This window comes from Sphingomonas sp. DC4900 (assembly GCF_049896485.1).
GTDB lineage: Bacteria > Pseudomonadota > Alphaproteobacteria > Sphingomonadales > Sphingomonadaceae > Sphingomonas > Sphingomonas aquatilis.
This window is the reverse complement of record NZ_JAFCUK010000004.1, coordinates 230476-251046: the sequence shown is the minus strand read 5'-3', so window position 1 is coordinate 251046 and position 20571 is coordinate 230476. Positions and strand designations below refer to the sequence as shown.

At 66.4% G+C, this 20571-nt stretch carries 14 protein-coding genes; 2 read left to right on the top strand and 12 right to left on the bottom strand.

The features are described 5' to 3' along the window. Nucleotides 1-750 (bottom strand): electron transfer flavoprotein subunit beta/FixA family protein, encoded by a 750-nt coding sequence (locus tag ACP690_RS07635; RefSeq protein ID WP_426260680.1) that lies wholly within the window; start codon nucleotides 748-750, stop codon nucleotides 1-3. A 194-nt stretch (nucleotides 751-944) separates the two neighbouring features. On the opposite strand from ACP690_RS07635, the gene ACP690_RS07630 reads away from it, so the two are divergent. Further along, nucleotides 945-1982, top strand: coding sequence for a GlxA family transcriptional regulator (locus ACP690_RS07630; RefSeq protein ID WP_426260679.1), 1038 nt, complete (start codon nucleotides 945-947; stop codon nucleotides 1980-1982). Between the two features lies 1 nt (nucleotide 1983). Here ACP690_RS07630 and ACP690_RS07625 read toward each other — a convergent pair whose 3' ends face one another. The 11 genes from ACP690_RS07625 to ACP690_RS07575 all read right to left on the bottom strand — a co-directional run bounded on the left by ACP690_RS07625 (nucleotide 1984) and on the right by ACP690_RS07575 (nucleotide 17091). Next, nucleotides 1984-2949: a LysR family transcriptional regulator gene (locus tag ACP690_RS07625; RefSeq protein WP_426260678.1), complete on the bottom strand. Its 966-nt coding sequence runs from the start codon at nucleotides 2947-2949 to the stop codon at nucleotides 1984-1986. A 104-nt stretch (nucleotides 2950-3053) separates the two neighbouring features. After that, the gene (locus ACP690_RS07620; protein WP_426256003.1) at nucleotides 3054-3539 is read right to left on the bottom strand and encodes a prolyl-tRNA synthetase associated domain-containing protein; all 486 of its coding nucleotides are present in this window, start codon (nucleotides 3537-3539) and stop codon (nucleotides 3054-3056) included. Between the two features lie 10 nt (nucleotides 3540-3549). Next, complete coding sequence (locus ACP690_RS07615) at nucleotides 3550-4911, bottom strand: L-serine ammonia-lyase (protein ID WP_426260677.1); 1362 nt, start codon at nucleotides 4909-4911, stop codon at nucleotides 3550-3552. Between the two features lie 3 nt (nucleotides 4912-4914). Then, a complete protein-coding gene (locus tag ACP690_RS07610; protein WP_426260676.1) occupies nucleotides 4915-5454 on the bottom strand; it encodes a sarcosine oxidase subunit gamma in 540 nt (179 codons plus the stop codon). Further along, a complete protein-coding gene (locus tag ACP690_RS07605) occupies nucleotides 5447-8428 on the bottom strand; it encodes a sarcosine oxidase subunit alpha family protein (protein WP_426260675.1) in 2982 nt (993 codons plus the stop codon). The genes ACP690_RS07610 and ACP690_RS07605 overlap by 8 nt, the downstream gene beginning before the upstream one ends. After that, complete coding sequence (locus ACP690_RS07600; RefSeq protein ID WP_277286722.1) at nucleotides 8425-8709, bottom strand: sarcosine oxidase subunit delta; 285 nt, start codon at nucleotides 8707-8709, stop codon at nucleotides 8425-8427. Before ACP690_RS07600 ends, ACP690_RS07605 begins: the two co-directional genes overlap by 4 nt. 11 nt (nucleotides 8710-8720) lie before the next feature. After that, on the bottom strand, nucleotides 8721-9974 hold the full coding sequence (locus tag ACP690_RS07595) for a sarcosine oxidase subunit beta family protein (RefSeq protein ID WP_241891294.1): 1254 nt from the start codon (nucleotides 9972-9974) through the stop codon (nucleotides 8721-8723). Next, a complete protein-coding gene (gene glyA / locus ACP690_RS07590; protein WP_426260708.1) occupies nucleotides 9974-11284 on the bottom strand; it encodes a serine hydroxymethyltransferase in 1311 nt (436 codons plus the stop codon). The genes ACP690_RS07595 and glyA overlap by 1 nt, the downstream gene beginning before the upstream one ends. 300 nt (nucleotides 11285-11584) lie before the next feature. Beyond that, nucleotides 11585-13243, bottom strand: a complete 1659-nt coding sequence (betA, locus tag ACP690_RS07585; protein WP_426260674.1) for a choline dehydrogenase — start codon at nucleotides 13241-13243, stop codon at nucleotides 11585-11587. Nucleotides 13244-13253: 10 nt separating this feature from the next. Continuing rightward, nucleotides 13254-15266, bottom strand: a complete 2013-nt coding sequence (gene betB, locus ACP690_RS07580) for a betaine-aldehyde dehydrogenase (protein WP_426260673.1) — start codon at nucleotides 15264-15266, stop codon at nucleotides 13254-13256. 175 nt (nucleotides 15267-15441) lie between these two features. Beyond that, on the bottom strand, nucleotides 15442-17091 hold the full coding sequence (locus tag ACP690_RS07575; RefSeq protein WP_426260672.1) for an APC family permease: 1650 nt from the start codon (nucleotides 17089-17091) through the stop codon (nucleotides 15442-15444). Between the two features lie 1187 nt (nucleotides 17092-18278). Here ACP690_RS07575 and ACP690_RS07570 point away from each other — a divergent pair. Next, complete coding sequence (locus tag ACP690_RS07570) at nucleotides 18279-20558, top strand: TonB-dependent receptor (protein WP_426260671.1); 2280 nt, start codon at nucleotides 18279-18281, stop codon at nucleotides 20556-20558. Nucleotides 20559-20571: the final 13 nt, after the last annotated feature.

The following is a 20571-nucleotide window of genomic DNA, read 5'->3' as shown; positions in this document are numbered from 1 at the left end:
TCACAGGACACAGGCTTGGGCCTTCAGCGTGTCGGCCAGCTCGGCGACCGAGGCGACGCGGACACCCGGTCCGCGCATGGCCGGCTCTTCGGTCGACAGGATCGCCAGGCGCGGCGCGACGTCGATCCCGAAGTCCGCCAGCGCGCGCTCCTCGAGCGGCTTTTTCTTCGCTTTCATGATGTTGGGCAGCGTCGCATAGCGTGGCTCGTTGAGGCGCAGATCGACCGAGACGACCGCGGGCAGCGCGACATCGATCACCTGCAGCCCGCCATCGACCTCGCGCGTCACCGTCGCCCGCCCCTCCGCGACCGCGATGTGCGATGCGAACGTCGCCTGCGACCAGCCGAGCAGCGCCGACAGCATCTGCCCGGTCTGGTTGGCATCGTCGTCGATCGCCTGCTTGCCGAGCAGGACCAGGCCGGGCTGCTCGTCGTCCACCACCGCCTTCAGCAGCTTCGCCACCGCGAGCGGTTCGGGCATTGCGTCCGCGCGGATCAGGATGGCGCGGTCCGCGCCCACGGCCAAGGCGGTGCGCAAGACGTCCTGCGCCGGGGCCGGGCCGATCGAGACGACCAGGATCTCGCTCGCGACCCCGGCCTCCTTCAGGCGAACCGCTTCTTCCAACGCGATTTCGTCGAACGGATTGATCGACATCTTCACGTTGGCGAGGTCGACGCCCGATCCGTCGCCTTTGACGCGAATCTTGACGTTATGGTCGACCACCCGTTTGACCGGCACCAAGACTTTCATATTGCCGCCCCCCCGCCGCGCCGATCAGCGCAGATATGCAAGATTAGCCTTGAACCTCAGTAGGTTTGCGACAAGCTCTGCGGGGCGGGAAAGGATAATTGCGTCAGACCACCACAAACTCTACGACATGGGATGCAAGATCTCTCGAACTGGGGGCGGGTTGGAGCATGGCGCAATCGGTATTGGACGCGTCCTTGCGCCGTCGGGCGGCGGGCCTGCGTTTGTCGGTGGGTTTCATCCTCGCCCGACGCTTCACGCTCTGCGCCTTCGCCAATTTCGTCGACGTGCTGCGCCTTGCCGCGGACGAAGGCGATCGCAGCCGGCACATCGCCTGCGATTGGAAGGTGATATCCGACAGTTCGTCGCCGATCCCGTCGAGCTCCGGGATCGCCATCCAGCCCGATGAACACCTCGGCGACCCCGCCCGCTTCGACTATATCGTCGTGGTTGGCGGGCTGATCGACGAAATCGATGGGTTCGGCAGCGAATATACCGCCTATCTGCGCCGGGCGGCGGCGCTGGGGATACCGCTGGTGGGCGTCTGTACCGGTGCCTTCCTGCTCCACAGCGCGGGCCTGCTCGACGGGTATAAATGCTGCGTCAGCTGGTTCCATCATCGCGACTTTCTGGAACAGTTCGACGGGCTCGATCCGGTGTCCGACCGCATCTTCATCGTCGATCGCGATCGGCTGACCTGTTCGGGCGGCGCCAGTTCCGCGCATCTCGCCGCCTATCTGGTCGACCGCCACGTCGGCCGCGCGCAGGCGAGCAAGAGCCTGCACATCATGATCATCGACGAGGCGCTGGGCAGCGAAAAGGCGCAGCCGGGCGCGATGCTCAACTATCGCACCGACGATCCGATCGTGCTGCGCGCGTTGCTGATCACGCAGCAGAGCATCGACATGCCCTTGTCGGTCGCGGGCATCGCCGAACGAATGGGCAAGAGCAAACGGCAGCTCGAACGCCGGTTCAAGACCGCGCTCGGCGTCTCGCCGCAGGTCGCGTTCATGGACGTTCGGCTGTCGCTGGCGCAGCATATGCTGGAAACCACCGACAAGTCGATCACGGCGATCGCGGTCGAATGCGGCTTCTGCGATTCCTCGCACATGAGCCGCATGTTCCGGCGCCGCTTCGGCCGTTCGCCGCTGGAAGCGCGGGCGTCGCTGGCGGGCGCGCGCCAGACGGCAGCGGCCGCGACGACCGCGGCGCTGCCCCGGGCCGCCGCCGGCTAGGCTATTCGCCCCAGCTCACGCAATCGGCGATCCAGGGCTCTTTGTCGATCAGCTGCGCCAGCTTGCCGGCTTGCAGCAGCGCGGTCGACCGCGTCGCAATCTCCTGCGGCAGGCCGCCGAACTCGCCCCTGCGCGCGACCAATTGAATGCGGCGGCGGAAGCTCGCCCGCCGCATCGGCGCCACGCGCAGTCCCGGCAGCAGCTCCAGCTGGCTCGCCAGGCATAACGGCGTGGTAATGCTCCATCCAACGCCCGCAGCGACGCTGGACACCTGCTGAAACGTCGAATCCACCTCGATCACGTTGGGCATTTGCATCCGCATCCGCGACAACTGCCTCTCAATCCGCTGCCCCATCGCCGACAGCAGCGAATAGCGCACGAGCGGGAGATCCGTCAGCGTCTCGATCGGCTCCAGCGGGCCCACGTATTCAGCCGGCGCGATGATGACGAAGGCCTCGTCCATGATCGGGAAGTGTTCAACCTCCTCCAAATTTTCGAGCTGGCTCGACCCGGTGATGAGCAGATCGATACTTCGCGACAGGAACTCGCGCTGCTGCATGAGCGAGATACCCGATCGCATCTGCCAGCGCAGCGCGCGCGGACCGACCGCCTTCAGCAGCGGCGCGGTCAGGTGATTGGCGAGGCTTTCGGCCATTGCGATCGTGATGCAATCGGCCGGCCGGGCGGTTTCGTCGCGCACCTCACGCGCCAGCAGCTTCGCCGCGGCGATCAGCTCACCGCCGTCCCGGCGGAGCAGCTTGCCCGCCGGCGTCAGCGCCACCGGGCGCATCGTACGATCGAACAGGCGGGCACCGAGCGCCTGCTCCAGCTTCGAAATGGTCTGGGACACGGCGGACTGCGTCATGCCCAGGTGCCGCGCGCTTTGCGTCATCCCCCCGAGTTCGGCGGTGAGGATGAAGACCTCCACCGAATTGAGGTCGAAGCCGGGCGACAGCTTGGTGGACATGATCGGCTTTCAGCGTCCCCTATCCGCGATGCGGACGTTTATCGTGATCCGCGCGATATGGCGCCAGCGTCGTCGATCGCATCCGCATCACCGCGCTCGACCGATCAAGGGAGCGCCACGGTGCGCACAGCGTGTCCGCGCGCTTCGAGCCACGTCACGAGAGCGGCGAAGGGCAGCGCGACGGTGGCGGTGTTCCGCAACGGATGCACCGCGATCCGGTCGGCCCCGGCGAAAGCAGCGTCGAACACCAGCGATACCTCGCCGGGCGTCGTATTCGCGATCGCCAGCGGCGTCACCGAACCGGGCGAGACGCCGAGCACCTGCTCCATCTCGTCCGCCTTGCCGAACGAGAATTTGCCCGCCCCGAGCAGCTCCGCAAAGGCCTTCAAATCGGCACGCCGATCGCTTGGCAGGACGATCAGCCACAGCTGCTTGTGTTTGTCCTTCAGGAACAAATTCTTGGTATGCGCCGCCGGTAGCGCGTCATGGATCGCGGTGCTTTGGTCGACGGTGTAGACGGGGGGATGTTCAATCGTCTCGGTGGCGATGCCGGCTTTGGCGAATTCGGCGTATAATTCGTCTTCGGTCATGATCCACCATTCAGCATTCGGGGAAATTCACGGCAAGGCCGCCCTGCGACGTTTCCTTGTATTTGGCGTGCATGTCGGTGCCGGTGCGCATCATCGTTTCGATGACCTGATCGAGCGAGACGATATGCTGGCCGTCGCCGCGCAGCGCGAGCGAGGCGGCGTTGATCGCCTTGACGGCGCCGAAGGCGTTGCGTTCGATACAGGGCACCTGGACGAGCCCCGCGATCGGATCGCAGGTCATGCCCAGATGATGCTCCATCGCGATCTCGGCGGCATTTTCCACCTGCAGATCGGTCGCGCCCATCACCGCGGCGAGCCCCGCGGCGGCCATCGCGCTCGCCGTCCCCACCTCGCCCTGGCAGCCCACTTCCGCGCCCGAGATCGAGGCATTGAGCTTGGTCAGCACGCCGATCGCGCTGGCGGTGAGGAGCATGTCGTGCATCCCGGCACGATCGGCACCGGGCCAGAAGTCGCGATAATAGCGCAGCACCGCCGGCACGACGCCGGCCGCACCGTTCGTCGGGGCGGTGACGATACGGCCCCCCGCCGCATTCTCCTCGTTCACCGCAATCGCGAACAGGCTGACATGGTCCATGATGCTGTGCGGCGCCTGACGGTTGCGAAAGCGATCGCCGTCCAGCTTCTGCCGCAGCGGGCGGGCGCGGCGCGGCACCTTCAGCCGACCGGGCAGGATGCCATCGGTCTGCATCCCCCTGTCGATACAGGTCATCATCACGTCGATGATGCGATCGAGATAGGCGTCGAGCTCCGCCGCCGAGGTGCGCGACAATTCGTTCGCACGCATCACCTCTGCAATGCTGAGACCATGGCAGCGGCAGATGGCGAGGAGTTCCTCGGCGCGCCGGAAGGGGAATGGCGGCGGCGCCTCGTCCTCTTCCAGCGTCGCGTCGCCGACCCGATCCTCGGGAACGATGAAGCCGCCGCCGATCGAGCACCAGCGTTCGCTGACCACCACCGCCCCGTCGGCATCGAACGCGGTGAAGCGCAACGTATTGGGATGGACAGGCGTCTCGCTGTCGCGGTCGAACACGATGTCGGTTTCGGGATCGAAGGCGATGGCGCGACCCGCCACGACCAGGCTGCGATCGGTACGCGCCTGCTCCACCACCCGGTCGATCTGCTCCGGCTCGATCGTGTCCGGCAGGAAGCCCGCCAGGCCCAGCACGACCGCCGTGTCGGTCGCATGGCCCGTCCCCGTCCAGGCGAGCGAGCCCAGCAGGTCGCAGCGGATGCGGGCGAAGGTCGAACCCCGCAAGGTGCTGGCGAACGCGTGGGCGGCCCGCATCGGCCCGACGGTGTGCGACGACGACGGCCCGATGCCGATCCGAAACAGGTCCCGTACGCCGAGCATCGCTTACGCCTCAGCCTCGGCGATCCGCAGCAGCCCTTCGACATAGCGGGCGAACGAGCGCCACACCTCGATGTGGAAGCGGTCGGGCGCGCGGCGCCACAGGACGATCTCCGCCTTGTCGTACATCGTCCGGGTACACATGCCGACGGGGAAGCCGCGGAGCGACAGGTCCAGCGCGCAGCCGCTCGCCAGCAGCGTTTCCGCATCGACGGCGCCGTCTATTACTTCCAGCGCAACCTGGCGGTGGCTGACGTCGACGAGCGAACACAGGGCATCGCCCAGCCGCGCCTGCAACGAGGCCACCCAATCGTCCGGTGCGTCCGGCGCCAGCAGCAACCATTCGTCCGGCCCGAGCCACAGCGCGGACAGCCCGGCAGCCTCGGCCGAGCGGCAGGCCTCGATCGGCAGTGCGACGCCCAGGCGCTCTGCGACCGTGTCGATCATCGTTGCCGGGCACCGCAAGACGGCGCGCCCGGCATGTCCCAGCGGGCGGATCGACGCGGTGCTGCCTGAGAAGGGCGTGGCGGGAGACAGGTCAGACATCGATGCGGGTGCCTTCCGGATCGTAGAAGATGGGCGAGACGACTTGCACCGCGATCGGCCCTGCCGGCATCGGGATGTGCAGCGTTTCGCCGAGCCGCGCACGACCGCCGCGCACCAGCGCTAGCGCGATCGGCGCGTTCACCGCCCCGCTGTAATAGGCCGAGGTGACATGGCCGATCGGTGTCGTGGCGGCGGACGGCGTGACGATCTGTGCGCCTTCCTCCAGCACCGTGCGACCATCGACCGTCTTGAGGCCGACCAGCTGTTTGCGATCGGGCGCGGACATCGCCGGGCGCGCGAGCGAGCGCTTGCCGACGAAATCGGGCTTGGCCTTGCCGATCGCCCAGGAAAGGCCGACGTCGTTGGGGGTGACCGTGCCATCGGTTTCCTGGCCGACGATGATATAGCCCTTTTCGGCGCGCAAAACGTGCATCGTCTCTGTGCCATAGGGCACCATGTCGAACGCCTTGCCCCGCGCCCAGATCGCCTCCCACACCATGCGGCCGTAACCGCTCGGCACGTTCACCTCGAAACCCAGTTCGCCCGTGAAGCTGACCCGCATCAGCCGCATCGGCACGCCGCAGATGCGCGCGTCGGCGATGCTCATGTGCGGGAAGGCCTCGGCCGAGACGTCCAGCCCCTCGATCAGCGGCGCGATCACCTCACGGGCGCGGGGGCCCTGCACGGCGATGACCGACCATTGTTCGGTGGTGGAAGTGAGCCAGACGTTGAGGTCGGGCCATTCGGTCTGGAGATAGTCCTCCATCATGTTCAGCACGCGCGCCGCGCCGCCCGTCGTGGTGGTGACGTGGAAGCGATCCGCCGTCAGCCGCCCGACCACGCCGTCGTCCATCACGAACCCGTCCTCGCGCAGCAGCACGCCGTAGCGGCATTTGCCGACGCCGAGCTTGGTCCAGGCGTTGACGAAGAAGCGGTTCATGAACTCGGCCGCGTTCGGGCCGACCACCTCGATCTTGCCGAGCGTCGAGGCATCGAAGATGCCGACGCCCTGCCGGACGGCGACGCATTCGCGGTTGACCGCCGCGTGCATGTCCTCAGCCCCGCGCGGGAAGTAATGCGCGCGGCGCCAGTTGCCGACATCCTCGAACGCGGCGCCGTGTTCCTTGGCCCAGTCGTTGATCGCGGTGATGCGCGCCGGATCGAACAGATCGCCGCGCGCATGGCCCGCCAGCGTGCCGAAGGTCACCGGCGTATAGGGCGAGCGGAAGGTCGTCAGCCCGATCTCGGGGATCGACCGCCCCGTCGCCTCCGACACGATGCCCAGCGCGTTGATGTTGGACAGCTTGCCCTGGTCGGTCGCCATGCCGGTGGTGGTGTAGCGTTTGACATGCTCGATCGACAGGAACCCCTCGCGCGTGGCGAGCATGATGTCCTTGGCGGTCACGTCATTCTGCCAGTCGACGAACGCCTTGGCCTTCGTCAGGTCGCTCGTCGTCGGCGCGGCGCCCATATAGCCGCCCACGCCCTGGGCGTGGCGGACGGACACGGCGGGCACCGCAGCCGGTGCGGACGGGGTGAAGCCCGCGGCCGACGCTGCGTCACGCCCCGCGTCGATCCCGTCGGCGATCGCTTCCGCCAGCGCGAAGCGGCCGCGGCACGCGCCCGCCGATCGCTCCGCCTCGGCGGAGACGGATGGCAGATAGGCCTGGAGCGCCTCATCCCAGGCGAGCTTGCCGCGCGACTGCGAGAAGAGGTGGACGCTGGGGGTGAAGCCGCCCGCCATCAGCACAGCATCGCAAGGATAACGGCGCGTCGCCCCATCGGCGGTGATGGTGATCGACGCGACGCGCAGCCCGCCGGTCGTCCCGTCGATCTTCGCGTCGGTGACGACCGGCAGGCCCGCCAGCCGTGCCGCCTCCGACACGGCGGAGCGCGGGCGGATATCGGCGACCGCCGCGACCGTGACGCCCGCCGCCGCCATCTCCTGCGCGACGCGATAGGCATTGTCATGGGCGCCGACGATGACGATCGTCCGCCCCACCGCGACGCCATATTGCTGCAGATAGATACGTGCCGCATCCGCCAGCATGATGCCGGGCCGGTCGTTGTCGGGGAACACCAGCGGGCGTTCGATCGCACCGGTCGCGAGCACCACCTGCGCCGCCCGCACTTGCCACAACCGCTCGCGCGGGCGGCCGTGCGCCGGCGCCGCGAGGTGATCGGTCAGCTTTTCGGTCAGGCCGATCCAATTGTGCGGATAATAGCCGAAGGCGATCGTGCGGGGCAGCAATGTGACGTTGGGCAGCGCGGCGAGTGCCGCCAGTGCGTCGTCCAACCAAGCGGCCGCCGGCTGCCCCGCGATGTCGGTATCGACCGCCGCCAGCAGCGATCCGCCGAGCCGCGCGCGATCGTCGCACAGGATCACCCGCGCGCCGGTCTCCGCCGCCTCACGCGCCGCGACGATGCCGGCGGGGCCGCCGCCGATCACCAGGACGTCGCAATGGGCGTAGCGCTGCGTATAATGATCGGGGTCGGGATCCGACGGTGCGACGCCCAGCCCCGCCGCCTCGCGGATGCGCGGCTCGTACAGCCGGTCCCACGCCTCTTTCGGCCACATGAACGTCTTGTAGTAGAAGCCCGCCGGGATGAAGCGGCTGAGCAGCTTGTCGTTGACCGCCATGCGGTCGTTTTCCAGGCTGGGGTGCCGGTTCTGGCTGACCGCATCGAGCCCGTCATACAGCTCGACCTGCGTCGCCAGCAGATTGGGCGCGTAGCGCGAGCGGTCGCGCCGGATGCCGACCAGCGCGTTGGGCTCGTCCGCGCCCGCGCCCAGAACGCCGCGCGGACGGTGATATTTGAACGATCGGCCGACCAGATGCACGCCGTTCGCGAGCAACGCGGAGGCGAGCGTATCCCCCTCCCGCCCCGCATAGCGTTTGCCGTCGAAGGTGAAGTGGATCGTCGTGTCGCGGATCACGGTGCCGCGCGCGATCCGGTGATCGGCGGTCTTCATGCGCACTCCACCTCCGGGGCCTGTTCGCCGACCTTGTACGTCGCCAGGAAAACGTCGCTGCGCGTGTCGCGGATGGCGTTGAAGAAGCGCCCGCACCCGTGCAGGTGCCGCCACCGTTCGGCATGCGCGCCCTTCGGGTTGGAGCGCGTGTAGAGATACGTCGTCCAATCCTCGTCATTCAGATCGGCCGGGCGCACGGGGCGGTCGATATGCGCCTCACCGGCGTAGCTGAACTCCAGCTCGGGCCGCTGGCCGCAATAGGGACAGGTGATGAGCAGCATCGGTGCGCCTCTCAGTGGGCGACGGCGGCGGCGGCCGCCTCGTCGATCATATAGCCGTCGCGGAAGCGCTCGATCGTATAGGGCGCGTTGATGGCATGCGGCGCGTCGTTGGCGATCGTGTGGGCGAGCAGATGCGCCGCGCCGGGCGTCGCCTTGAACCCGCCGGTGCCCCAGCCGCAGTTGACGTACAGGCCCTGCACCGGCGTCTTGGCGATGATCGGCGAGCGATCGGGCGTCACGTCGACGATGCCGCCCCAGCTGCGCAGCATCCGCATCCGGCGGAACTGCGGGAACAGCTCGCAGATCGCCTCCAGCGTGTGGGTCGCGATGTGCAGGCCGCCGCGCTGGGTATAGCTGGTATAGGCGTCGGTGCCCGCGCCGATCACCAGCTCGCCCTTGTCCGACTGGCTCATATAGGCGTGGATGGTGTTCGACATGACGACGCAGGGGAAGATCGGCTTCACCGGCTCCGACACCAACGCCTGGAGCGGGTAGCTTTCCAGCGGCAGGCGGACGCCCGCCATGCCGAGGACGACACTGGTATGCCCCGCTGCCGAGACGCCGATCCGCTTCGAGGCGATGAAGCCGCGCGTCGTCTCCACGCCCGATACCGCTCCGCTCGCATCGCGGCGGATGCCCGTGACTTCGCAATTCTCGATGATGTCGACGCCCAGTGCGTCGGCGGCGCGGGCATAGCCCCAGGCGACCGCGTCGTGCCGCGCCGTGCCGCCGCGCCGCTGCAACGCCGCCCCCAGCACCGGATAGCGCATGTTGGGTTCGATATTGAGCGGCGGGCAGAATTCCTTGGCCTCTTCGGGCGTCAGCCATTCGTTGTCGACGCCGTTGATCCGGTTGGCGTGGACGTGGCGTTTGAACACCTGCACGTCATGGATGTTGTGCGCCAGCATCATCACGCCGCGCTGCGAGAACATGACGTTGTAGTTGAGCTCCTGACTCAACCCCTCCCACATCTTCAGCGCATGGTCGTAGAGCGCGGCGCTCTCGTCGAAGAGATAGTTGGAGCGGATGATCGTCGTGTTGCGGCCGGTATTGCCGCCGCCGATCCAGCCCTTCTCCACCACCGCGACGTTGCGCATCCCGAACTGGCTGGCGAGATAATAGGCCGCGCCCAGCCCGTGCCCGCCGCCGCCGACGATGATCGCGTCATAGGAGGGTTTGGGCGCAGCATTGCGCCACTGGGGCTTCCACCCCTTGTGCCCGCCAAGTCCCTGCCGGAACAGCGAGAATGCGGAGAAGCGCTGCATCAGCCGCGCGCCGTGTCGTAGATCGGATAGCGATCGCACAGGGCGATCACGTCGCCCCGTACTGCGTCGATCAGTGCCTGCGGCACCTCCCCTTCCGACGCGGCGTCGAGAATGCGGTTGATGAGGCGCCCCACCTGCTGGATGGCGGCGACGTCGAACCCGCGGCTGGTCAGGGCGCCGCTCCCCAGGCGAATACCGGATGTCACGGCGGGTTTCTCCGGATCGAACGGGATGCCGTTCTTGTTGCAGGTGATGCCGGCCTCATCGAGGACCTGTTCGGCGCGCTTGCCGGTCAGCCCCTTGGGGCGCAGGTCGACGAGGACGATGTGCGTGTCGGTGCCGCCCGAGACGATCGAATAGCCGTTGGCGGACAGCACCGCAGCCAGCGCCTGGGCATTCTCGACCACGCGGCGCGCATAGTCCTTGAAGGATGGGCGCAGCGCCTCACCGAACGCGACGGCCTTGGCGGCGATGACATGTTCCAGCGGCCCGCCCTGGATGCCCGGGAAGATGGCCGAGTTGAACTTCTTGGCCAGCGCCTCGTCATTGGTCAGGATCATGCCGCCGCGCGGCCCCCGCAGCGTCTTGTGCGTCGTCGTGGTGACGACATGCGCATGGTCGAGCGGATTGGGATGCACGCCGCCCGCGACCAGCCCGGCAAAATGCGCCATGTCGACCATCAGCAGCGCGTCGACCGAATCCGCGATCTCGCGGAACCGCGCGAAGTCGATCTGGCGGGGATAGGCCGATCCGCCTGCGATGATCAGCTTCGGGTGATAGTCGCGCGCCAGCTCGGCGACCGCGTCATAATCGATCCGCTGATCCTCCTCGCGCACGCCATAGGGGATGGCGTTCAGCCACTTGCCCGAAAAGGTCGGCGCCGCGCCGTGGGTCAAGTGCCCGCCATGCGCGAGGCTCATGCCCATCAGCGTCTCGCCGGGCTTCATCAGCGCGAACTGCACCGCCATATTGGCCTGCGCGCCCGAGTGCGGCTGAACGTTGGCGAACTTGGCGCCGAACAGCCGGCACGCACGATCAATCGCGAGCTGCTCGGTGACGTCGACATGCTCGCAGCCGCCATAATAGCGGCGGCCCGGATAGCCTTCCGCATATTTGTTGGTCAGGACCGAGCCCTGCGCCTGGAGCACGGCGGTGGAGACGATATTCTCCGACGCGATCAGTTCCAGCTTGTCGCGCTGCCGCCCGAGTTCGGCATTGATGGCCGCATCGACTTCGGGATCCGCATCGCGCAACGCACCGCCGAAAAACGCCGCTGTCGCGAAGCCCGGATCGGCGTCACCGCTGCGCATGCTCATCTCCGCCATGATGGCTCCCCCGTCATCGTCGAGCGCAGGATGAGGGCTCGCCGCCCACACCGCCGGGACAAGCGCGTCGCGCACCACGCAGATTTGCGACACCGTCCATCCGGCGCCCAAGTGACGAGGGACACGCACAAAACATCAGGCGCAGACCTGCGCCTGCGCCTGATGTGTGGTGTTGTCGGTGATGCTGTTGCGGCGAGCGCGCCCGCGGGGAATGCGGATCAGCGATCCCGTACGATCCCGACGCCCGGTTGCGATGGGGTCCGTCTCACGCGATGTGGCTTATGCCTAGCGCTGCCGCGCTTCCCATCCCTTGGAGCGGTAATATTCCGCGTTCGAGGCGGACAGCGCCGGACGCCCCAGGATGTGATCGGCTGCCTTCTCGCCGATCATGATCGTCGGCGCGTTGAGGTTACCGGTCGTGATCGACGGCATCACCGAGGAATCGACGACGCGCAGGCCCTCGATGCCATGCACCCGCAGCATCGGGTCGACCACCGCCATCGCGTTCGACGCCTCGCCCATCGCGCAGGAGCAGGACGGATGATAGGCGCTTTCGACGTGCGTGCGGACGAAGGCGTCGATCGCCGCGTCGTCGGTGACGTCCGCACCGGGCTGGATCTCGCGCCCGGCGTAGGGCGCCATCGCCGGCTGGGCGAAGATCTCGCGCGTCAGGCGCACGCATGCGCGCATCTCGGTCCAATCGTCCGGATGGCTCATATAGTTGAAGCGGATCGAGGGCTTCTCCGCCGGATCGGCGCTGCGCAGGCGGACATGCCCGCGGCTCTTCGATCGCATCGGCCCGACATGCGCCTGGAAGCCGTGGCCGGTCGCGAGCGACGACCCGTCGTAGCTTACCGCCAGCGGCAGGAAGTGATATTGGATGTCCGGATAGGCGACCCCGGCACGGCTGCGGATGAAACCGCAGCTTTCGAAATGATTGGTCGCGCCCAACCCGCTTTTCCCGAACAGCCAGCGCGCGCCGATCAGCGCCTTTCGCAGCGGATGCATCGCCGGGTAGAGGGTGATCGGCAGTTTGGATTCGATCTGGAAATAGAATTCCAGATGGTCCTGCAAATTCTCGCCAACGCCCGGAAGATGATGGACCGGTGTAATCCCAAGCGCGCGCAATTCGTCGGCCGGGCCGATCCCCGACAGCTTCAGCAGTTGCGGCGAATTGATCGGCCCGCCCGCCAGGATCACCTCGCGCCGGGCGTGGACGACCGTCTCCACGCCGTTGCGGCGATAGACGATCCCCGTCGCCCGTCGCCCGTCGAGGACGATGCGGCTGGCCAGCGCATGGGTCACCACGGTCAGGTTCGGGCGGCGCATCGCCGGTTTGAGATAGGCACTGGCGGCGCTCCAGCGGCGTCCGCGATGGACGGTCATGTCCATCCGGCCGAAGCCTTCCTGCTGGTAGCCGTTGATGTCCGCCGTTTCGGGATAGCCCGCTTCGCGCGCGGCATCGATGAAGGCGCGGTATAGCGGATTGGCCAATTGGCCATATTGCGTGTGGAGCGGCCCGGCGTCGCCGCGCCAGGCGTCACCGCCTTCCTGCCGCGTCTCCGCGCGCCGAAAATAGGGCAGTACGTGGCGATAGCCCCAGCCGGTCGCGCCTTCCCCTTCCCATCGATCGAAATCGGCGGGATTGCCGCGCACATAGACCATGCCGTTGATCGAGGACGAACCGCCGATCACCTTGCCGCGCGGCGTATGCATCCGTCGACCGCCCAGATGCGGTTCCGGCTCCGTCTCATATTGCCAATTGTAGCGCGCCATGTTCATCGGGATCGACAGCGCGCTGGGCATCTGAATGAAGACCGAGCGATCGGACCCGCCCTGTTCGAGCACCAGCACGCTATGCCGTCCATCCTCGGTCAATCGCGCGGCGAGCACGCACCCCGCCGATCCGGCGCCGACGATGATGTAATCGAAGCTGTCGGTCATCAGCGCTACCTCAATAGGGGCAGTCGATGTCGGCCATCGCGACATAGACGCTCTTCAGACGGGTATAATGTTCGATGGCGGCCAGCCCGTTTTCGCGACCGATGCCGGACGCCTTGTAGCCGCCGAACGGAAGCTCGATCGGGGTGATGTTGTACTGGTTGATCCAGCACGTCCCAGCCTCCAGCCGCGCGATCACGCGATGCGCCCGCGTGATGTCGGCGGTGAAGACGCCCGCGGCGAGCCCGAATTCGGTCGCATTGGCGCGGGCGACGACCTCGTCCTCGTCGTCGAACGGCAGCACCGTCATCACCGGGCCGAACACCTCGTCACGCACGATCGAGGCGCGGTCGTCCTGCGCGACGAAGATCGTCGGCGCGACGAACCAGCCGCGCGCCAGATCACCATCGGTCAGCCGATTGCCGCCCGCCAGCAGCCGCACGCCCTCGCGCCGGGCGCGCTCGATATGGCCGAGCACGATGTTCATCTGCGTCTCGGACACCAGGGGCCCGATCTGCGTGGCGGGATCGAGCGGATCGCCGACGACGAGTCGCGCGGTGCGCGCCGCCAGCCGCTCCAGAAAATCGTTCAGCACCGATCGATGGACGAACACGCGGGTGCCGTTCGAACAGACCTGACCGGTGGAATAGAAATTGGCGAGCATCGCGCCGGACACCGCATTGTCGAGCGCGGCATCCTCGAACACGATCAGCGGCGACTTACCGCCCAGTTCCAGCGTCACCGCCTTCAGCCCCGGCGCGGCCGCCGCCATCACCGCCCGCCCCGTCGGCACCGATCCGGTCAGCGAGACCTTGGCGATGTCCTTATGGGTGACGAGCGCGCGGCCGAGCGGGCCGTAGCCCTGCACGACCTGGAATATGCCATCCGGCAACCCTGCGTCGCGGAACACCGACTCCAGCGCTGCTGCGGTCAACGGGGTCTGTTCGGCGGGCTTGAAGATCATCGCATTGCCGCACGCCAGCGCGGGCGCCGCCTTCCAGCAGGCGATCTGCAACGGATAGTTCCACGCGCCGATGCCGGCGACGACGCCCAGCGGCTCGCGCCGGGTATAGCCGAACGCTTCCGCGCCCAGATCCAGATGCTGCCCCGCCACCGTGGCGGCGACGCCGGCATAATATTCCAGGCAATCGGCACCGGACAGGACGTCGACCGCCTCTGTCTCCTGCACGGGTTTGCCCGTGTTGAGCGTTTCGATCCGCGCCAGTTCGACGTTGCGCTCGCGCAGGATGTCCGCGGCACGGCGCAGGATGCGGCCGCGCTCGCGCGGCGCCAGTGCCGCCCATCCCGGTTGCGCGGCGCGGGCGCGGGCGATGGCAGCCTCCAGCGCAGGCGTGTCCGTCACCGCGATGCGCGCAAGCGCCTCTCCCGTCGCGGGATTGCACGGCACGATCTCGCGGCGCGGCGGCGCGGCAACCGGCATTGCGGCGAGGCGGCTATCGACGAACGATCCCAGCAAATGGCGTGCGCTATCGCCGTCGATCTCGCTCCACCCCGACAGCGCGCCGCGCAGCCATACGCCATCGATCATCGCCGCGATCGTCGCCGCGAGCGCGGGCGCTTCCTCGGCCGGCACCAGCGCGCGGAGCGGATGGCGCAGGTTGGACAGCATGCGGCGCTGATAGACGTGCTGGATGCGGAACAGGCGCGGCTGGTGCCGGACGTGTCCCCAAAAGGCCAGCCAGACCTTGCTGGTCGTGCCGTCGAGCTCTTCGGGCGCCAGGTTCGTGTCGATCACCGCCTGCAGACGCTCGCGCGGCCCCTCCGCCTGCGCGAGACGCAGGCGCAGCCGTGCGCCGAGGCGCGACAGGAGCAGGCGGAACGCTGCCTCCAGCAGCCCTTCCTTGTCGCCGAAGTAATGCGCCACCAGCCCTGGCGACACGCCCGCTCGCCCCGCGATCTGGATCAGCGTCGTGCCGACGAACCCTACTTCGGACAGACTGTCGATCGTCATTTCGACGAGCTGTCTGGCGCGGCCATCGTCAGCGATCGGCGAGGAACGGGGCATAAGCAACGGGTCCTGATCAGACGTTCAATGTTGGAGCGGCGTAGCCACAAGCGTGCTGTGATTCAAAGAAGACGCCGCCATCTACAATGTGAGCCTGTGTTGAACGACCAGTCAATGCCCGTATCGTGACGTGGCATCTATCTGGGCGCTGACGCAGCGGCATGGGACAGTCATGTCACCCCGGCAGCACTGACAGGTGGTGCGACACCCCGATCACCACCGCGGCGAGCGCCAGCGCGGCGAAGGGCAGGATGCCGGCGCGCGGCGGATCGGGCAGTCGCGCCTCCTCGGGTTGCGCGGCGGCGGGAAACCGGCCGCCGTCCTGGATATAGTGGCGGAAGACGAACACCGGCAGGATCAGGGCCGCGGCGATGAGGCCGTTGCGCAAGGTGCCGGGCCCCCACACCTCCGCCCCCGCGCCGAGCAGCACCAGATTGACGAAGCCCAAAGCGGCACCCACGCCGAGCAGCCAGGTCGGCGCACGGAACGGGCGCGGCCAGTGCGGCCGGTCGATGCGGTGGATCCAGCCCGCCTGCAGGTTGAGGAAGATGAAGATCATGTAGCAGACGTTGGAGAGCATCAGGACCATGAAATAGTCCGACATCATCAGCAGGATCAGGTTGAAGGCCAGATCGGTCCACATCGCCGCGGTCGGCGCACCGTGGCGATTGACCCGCGACAGATACCGCGGCAGCCAGCCGTCGACCGAGGCCTGATACAGCGTGCGCGACGATCCCATCATCGACGACATGACGATCAGCAGCAGCGCCAGAATGAACATCGCAATGAACAGGTTGGTGACGATCACCCCGCCCTTGACGATGCTCGCCAGTGCCAGTGCCACGCCCGTCCCGTCATAGATGGCGGGGTTCGTCATGCCGCTGAGCCCCAGCGAGGCCTGGAATGCCAAAGGAACGAGCGTGAAGACCGCCAGACACAGCAACCCCGCCGAGATGATCGCCTTATAGGTGTCGCGGGCGGGGTCCTTGAATTCGCGCACGTAGCAGACCGCGCCTTCGAAGCCGTAGGTCGACCAGCCGGCCCCGAACAGGCCCGCCGCCAGCAACGTCAGCCCGGCGGCATTCCAGCTGCCGAAGCCGATATGGCCCGCCGCATCGCGCACGATCGGCAGCAGCGGAAACAGATGGTCGGACGGCAGATCGCCCGTCACGATCGGCACCAGCCCAACCAGCAGCAACGGGCAGAGGCAGACGAGCGCCAGCACCTTTTGCGTGCCGGCCGCGCGCGCCGCGCCTTGGTGCTGCAACAGGAAGGTCATGAGCAAAAACCCGGCGGCGATGATCGCGACCGCATTGATCCGCAGCGTCAGCCCGGGTTTTACGGCGCTCAGATCGAGCAGCGTGAGGTGCCACGTATTGATCGCCGCATCCGCCGGGAACAGGCTGGTCAGGACGTAACCGGCGGCCAGCCCCGTACCCAACGCGAGGACCGGAGACCAGGCGAGCCAATTGCACCAGACGGACACGGGCGCGACGAACTTGCTGTATTTGATCCAGGCCGCCGCGCCATATACCGAGGCGCCGCCAGACTTGTCGGGATACAGGCCCGCAATTTCGGCATAGACGAAGCATTGCAGGAAGCCGATCAGCACCGAGACGATCCAGACCGCCCAGGACGCCTGCCCGACCACGGTGGAAACGCCGCCCATCGTCAGCAGCACCCCGGCCGGAACGCCGCTGATCGCCCAGAACGCCCCCCGCCAATCCAGCGCACGCAGCAGCGTGGGGCGCGACGAAACGCCTGTGGCATGCCGGGCAGCGACCCTGCCGTCGCACGGTTCCGCGATCATCACCTCGTCCGCCATTCCGCCGCCCCCTTTTGATTTTGTACGGACCAGAGTCCTGCGACCGGCGCGTCACGCGCCGACGGCACCTCTCTGCCACCCGAAAGACATCACCCGTCCGCCCATGCGTGCGACATTGCCGGTCCACGACCGGACGCGGAAGCGCCGGCGGACCGAGCCGCGATGGCTCCAGCCGTCGATCGTTCGCGACGTCTCGGTGTCCGGCGCGCTGCCGGCTATGGACTGATGACTGGTCTGCCCGCATCGTCGCAGGCGGCACGCAACGGCATTTCGCATTCCGCACCTGCTCCCATGAAGGTCCAGTACGGCCGGATTCGGCGTTCAAATCTTCGCCGGTGACACAATTATTGCAAGATGCCTTGTTCGGTTGAACGATCAATCAGCAGTATGCATGATGAGCATAAGAGCGCGTTATGAAGCCTTGAGCGGCTGCGGATCGGCATGCCTCGCGCCGACTGGCTGCGAATAGCTAAGCGTCCACGTTTTGATATTAATTGATCGATTATTCAACGACTAAAGGCTGAGGCGCCCCAACGGCGCGGAATATGCCGCGACGCCAACCCGCGGAGCGTGAGCAATCGCCCCTGTCATTGCCCGTGCTCAGCGACCTAAGCCCGCGAGGACACAGCAATTTATTGCGATTGCGACGGGCCAGAGGGAGGCCATCGACCGCCCCGGGACCCCATCATGACGGCAGGAACCGCACGACGGCGCGACGCCACAAACGAACGTCAGAGGAGCCGTGACGCATAGGCCCAGCCTTCGGCGAAGGGCAACAAAAGTCCGGACTTATCAAATACAAATCACTTAACGCCCGGTATATACCAGCATATTCAAACCTCGTTTTTCGGTTTTACTGAGCAATTTTTATTCTCTCCGTCCTCACTTCAGTAACATTCCTCCTATATGAGCATTGCAGCAACGACTGACTGCGCGGCCCCCGCCAGCGATGTCGCATCTATACTGTGTTACTGTCGAATCCATTCAATCCGTTCCATCGCATCGTCGCAGGATAGTCGTCGATAAAGATCGGGGAGAGGCGGACTATCGACGTGCCGGTGTCACGATTGACCTTTCCCCAGTCGTGATGCCCGCCACACCAAAAGGGGGGTCATTCCATGCATCGCGAACACCGTTCGGGCGATCTTCGCCGCCTGTTGCTGTCTACGGTTACGACATGTGCCGTCTTGGCATGGTCCCCGATCGCTGCCGCGCAGGACAAGGAACACTCCGAGGAACACTCCAAGGATCAGGCCAAAGACTCGGACGACATCGTCGTCACGGCCCAACGGCGTGAACAAAAACTTCAGGATGTCGGTATCGCCGTATCGGTGATGACGGCGGATTCGCTGCGCGACATGAACGTGCAGACTGCGACGGATCTGACGCGCGCTGTGCCGGAATTGAAGATGAACGCCTATTCCAGCTCGCAGGTGGTGTTCAACATTCGCGGCGTGTCGCAGAACGATTATGGCGACCAGCAGGAGCCGCCCGTCGCCGTCTATCAGGACGACAGCTATTCCAGCTCGATCAACCTCGCCAGCTTCCCGACCTTCGACCTCGCACGGGTCGAGGTGCTGCGTGGGCCGCAGGGGACGCTGTTCGGCCGCAACGCGACCGGCGGCGCGGTGCAGTTCATCTCGAACCAGCCGACCCGCGAGCTGGACGGCTACGGCTCCGTCACGGTCGGAAGCTATGGGCAGATCATCACCGAAGGCGCCGTGTCGGGGCCGCTGACCGACAATCTCCAGGTCCGCGTCGCGGGCACCCGCAACCGGGACAAGGGGTACATCCGGAATATCAACCCGGGCGCGCCTGCACGCGGCGCCAACAATCACTGGGCCTTGCGCGGCATCGTGGCATGGCAGCCCAATGCGGATATCGAATCGACGCTGACGCTCCGCTACATGCGCGCCGACAAGGAACGGCAGGCCGGCCTGTATTCGCTGGTCGCGAGCTGTCCCAATGCCCGGCTGCAAGGCGAGGTGCTGGCCCCCGATCGCAACTGCGCCTATTGGGGGACCGGCCCGGGCGAAACGGGCGCGGGCTATCGCAACGACGCGATCAATCCCGCACGCGGCGGCGATCCGTACAAGACGGCGGCGACCGATCCCAGCTATGTCGATCGCAAGGTCTTCGGTGCGGACCTGAAGATCCAGGCACGCGTCTCGGATGCGGTGACGCTGGTCACGATCACCGATTACCAGCACGGCGACAAATTCTACACCGAAGACGGCGATTCCTCGCCCGCCAGCGGCGTGTACTTCACGCAAGGTTCGCGGATCGACCAATGGTCGCAGGAAGTCCGCCTGCAGGCCGATCTGGGCGCCAATCAGCTGACGGCCGGCGCCTTCGCCATGTCGATCGACGGCAATTACACCGGCAAATACGCCTCGCTCTTCTACGGCTACGACCCCACCGTCGCCTTTTCGCAGAACACGCGGTCCTACGCCTTCTTCGTGCAGAACGAATGGAAGGTTGCCGATCGCGTGACGCTGGTCGGTGGCCTGCGCTATTGGAACGATCGCAAGACCGGCCGCTATTTCGGGTCGGAACCCAGCACCGGCGTGTCGATCATCTTCAACCCGCGCCAGGTCGCCTATGGCTCGTTCGGCGTGATCCAACCGCGGACCGGCATCACCGCGACGCCGGCCGATGCCACCCCCGTGTTCGACGGGGTCACCGCGCGTGCGCTGATCAACTACAAGCCGACCGACCACGTGCTGCTGTATGCGAGCTATAACCGCGGGTCGAAGAGCGGTGGCTTCACCTTCTCGACGGGCACGCCCTTCCCCGGATCGGAGGCGGCAGCGCTGAACGGCATCAACTATCGGCCAGAAACGCTCAACGCCTGGGAAGTCGGCGCCAAGACGCGGCTTGCACCGGGCACGACGCTGAACCTGTCGGCCTTCTACTACGATTATAAGAATTATCAGGCCTTCGCCCAATATTCGACGGTGCAGACGGTCGTGAACCTGCCCGCAAAATCGGCGGGACTGGAGGTCGAGTTCGCGACGCGCCCGATCCGGGGCCTGACGCTACAGGCCAATGCGTCGTTCCTCGACACGAAGGTCCGCAACGTCGAGCTGCCCGATCTGGTCACCGTGGAAGACCATCGCCTGCCGCAGGCGCCAAGCTTTTCGGGCAACCTGCTGGCGCGATACGAGTTCGCGGTCGCGGGTGGCACCGCCTCGCTGCAGGCGGATGCGCAGCATTCGAGCAGCTTCTGCTTCACGGTGTTGTGCGCGCCGGTCGAGCGGGAGCGGGCGTACACGGTCGCCAATGCGCGCATCGGCTTTGCCGGCCCGGCGGACCGCTGGGACATCGCTCTGTTCGTCAACAACCTGTTTTCCGAGCGTTATCGCGTCTACGGCTATGACAACACGCTGTTCGACGGGACGGTTGCCGGCGTCTACGCCAAGCCCCGCACGTGGGGGCTGACCGGGACGGTGCATTTCGGCGGCTGATGACCGGCGGCGC

Bases quoted from the DNA above. Each gene is read 5' to 3' on its own strand.
- glyA (WP_426260708.1), bottom strand. From the start codon at position 11,284: ATGCGCAGCGGTGACGCCGATCCGGGCTTCGCGACAGCGGCGTTTTTC.
- ACP690_RS07635 (WP_426260680.1), bottom strand. From the start codon at position 750: ATGAAAGTCTTGGTGCCGGTCAAACGGGTGGTCGACCATAACGTCAAG.
- ACP690_RS07625 (WP_426260678.1), bottom strand. From the start codon at position 2,949: ATGTCCACCAAGCTGTCGCCCGGCTTCGACCTCAATTCGGTGGAGGTC.
- ACP690_RS07605 (WP_426260675.1), bottom strand. From the start codon at position 8,428: ATGAAGACCGCCGATCACCGGATCGCGCGCGGCACCGTGATCCGCGAC.
- ACP690_RS07600 (WP_277286722.1), bottom strand. From the start codon at position 8,709: ATGCTGCTCATCACCTGTCCCTATTGCGGCCAGCGGCCCGAGCTGGAG.
- ACP690_RS07610 (WP_426260676.1), bottom strand. From the start codon at position 5,454: ATGTCTGACCTGTCTCCCGCCACGCCCTTCTCAGGCAGCACCGCGTCG.
- ACP690_RS07615 (WP_426260677.1), bottom strand. From the start codon at position 4,911: ATGCTCGGCGTACGGGACCTGTTTCGGATCGGCATCGGGCCGTCGTCG.
- betB (WP_426260673.1), bottom strand. From the start codon at position 15,266: ATGCCCCGTTCCTCGCCGATCGCTGACGATGGCCGCGCCAGACAGCTC.
- ACP690_RS07595 (WP_241891294.1), bottom strand. From the start codon at position 9,974: ATGCAGCGCTTCTCCGCATTCTCGCTGTTCCGGCAGGGACTTGGCGGG.
- ACP690_RS07620 (WP_426256003.1), bottom strand. From the start codon at position 3,539: ATGACCGAAGACGAATTATACGCCGAATTCGCCAAAGCCGGCATCGCC.
- betA (WP_426260674.1), bottom strand. From the start codon at position 13,243: ATGACCGACAGCTTCGATTACATCATCGTCGGCGCCGGATCGGCGGGG.
- ACP690_RS07575 (WP_426260672.1), bottom strand. From the start codon at position 17,091: ATGGCGGACGAGGTGATGATCGCGGAACCGTGCGACGGCAGGGTCGCT.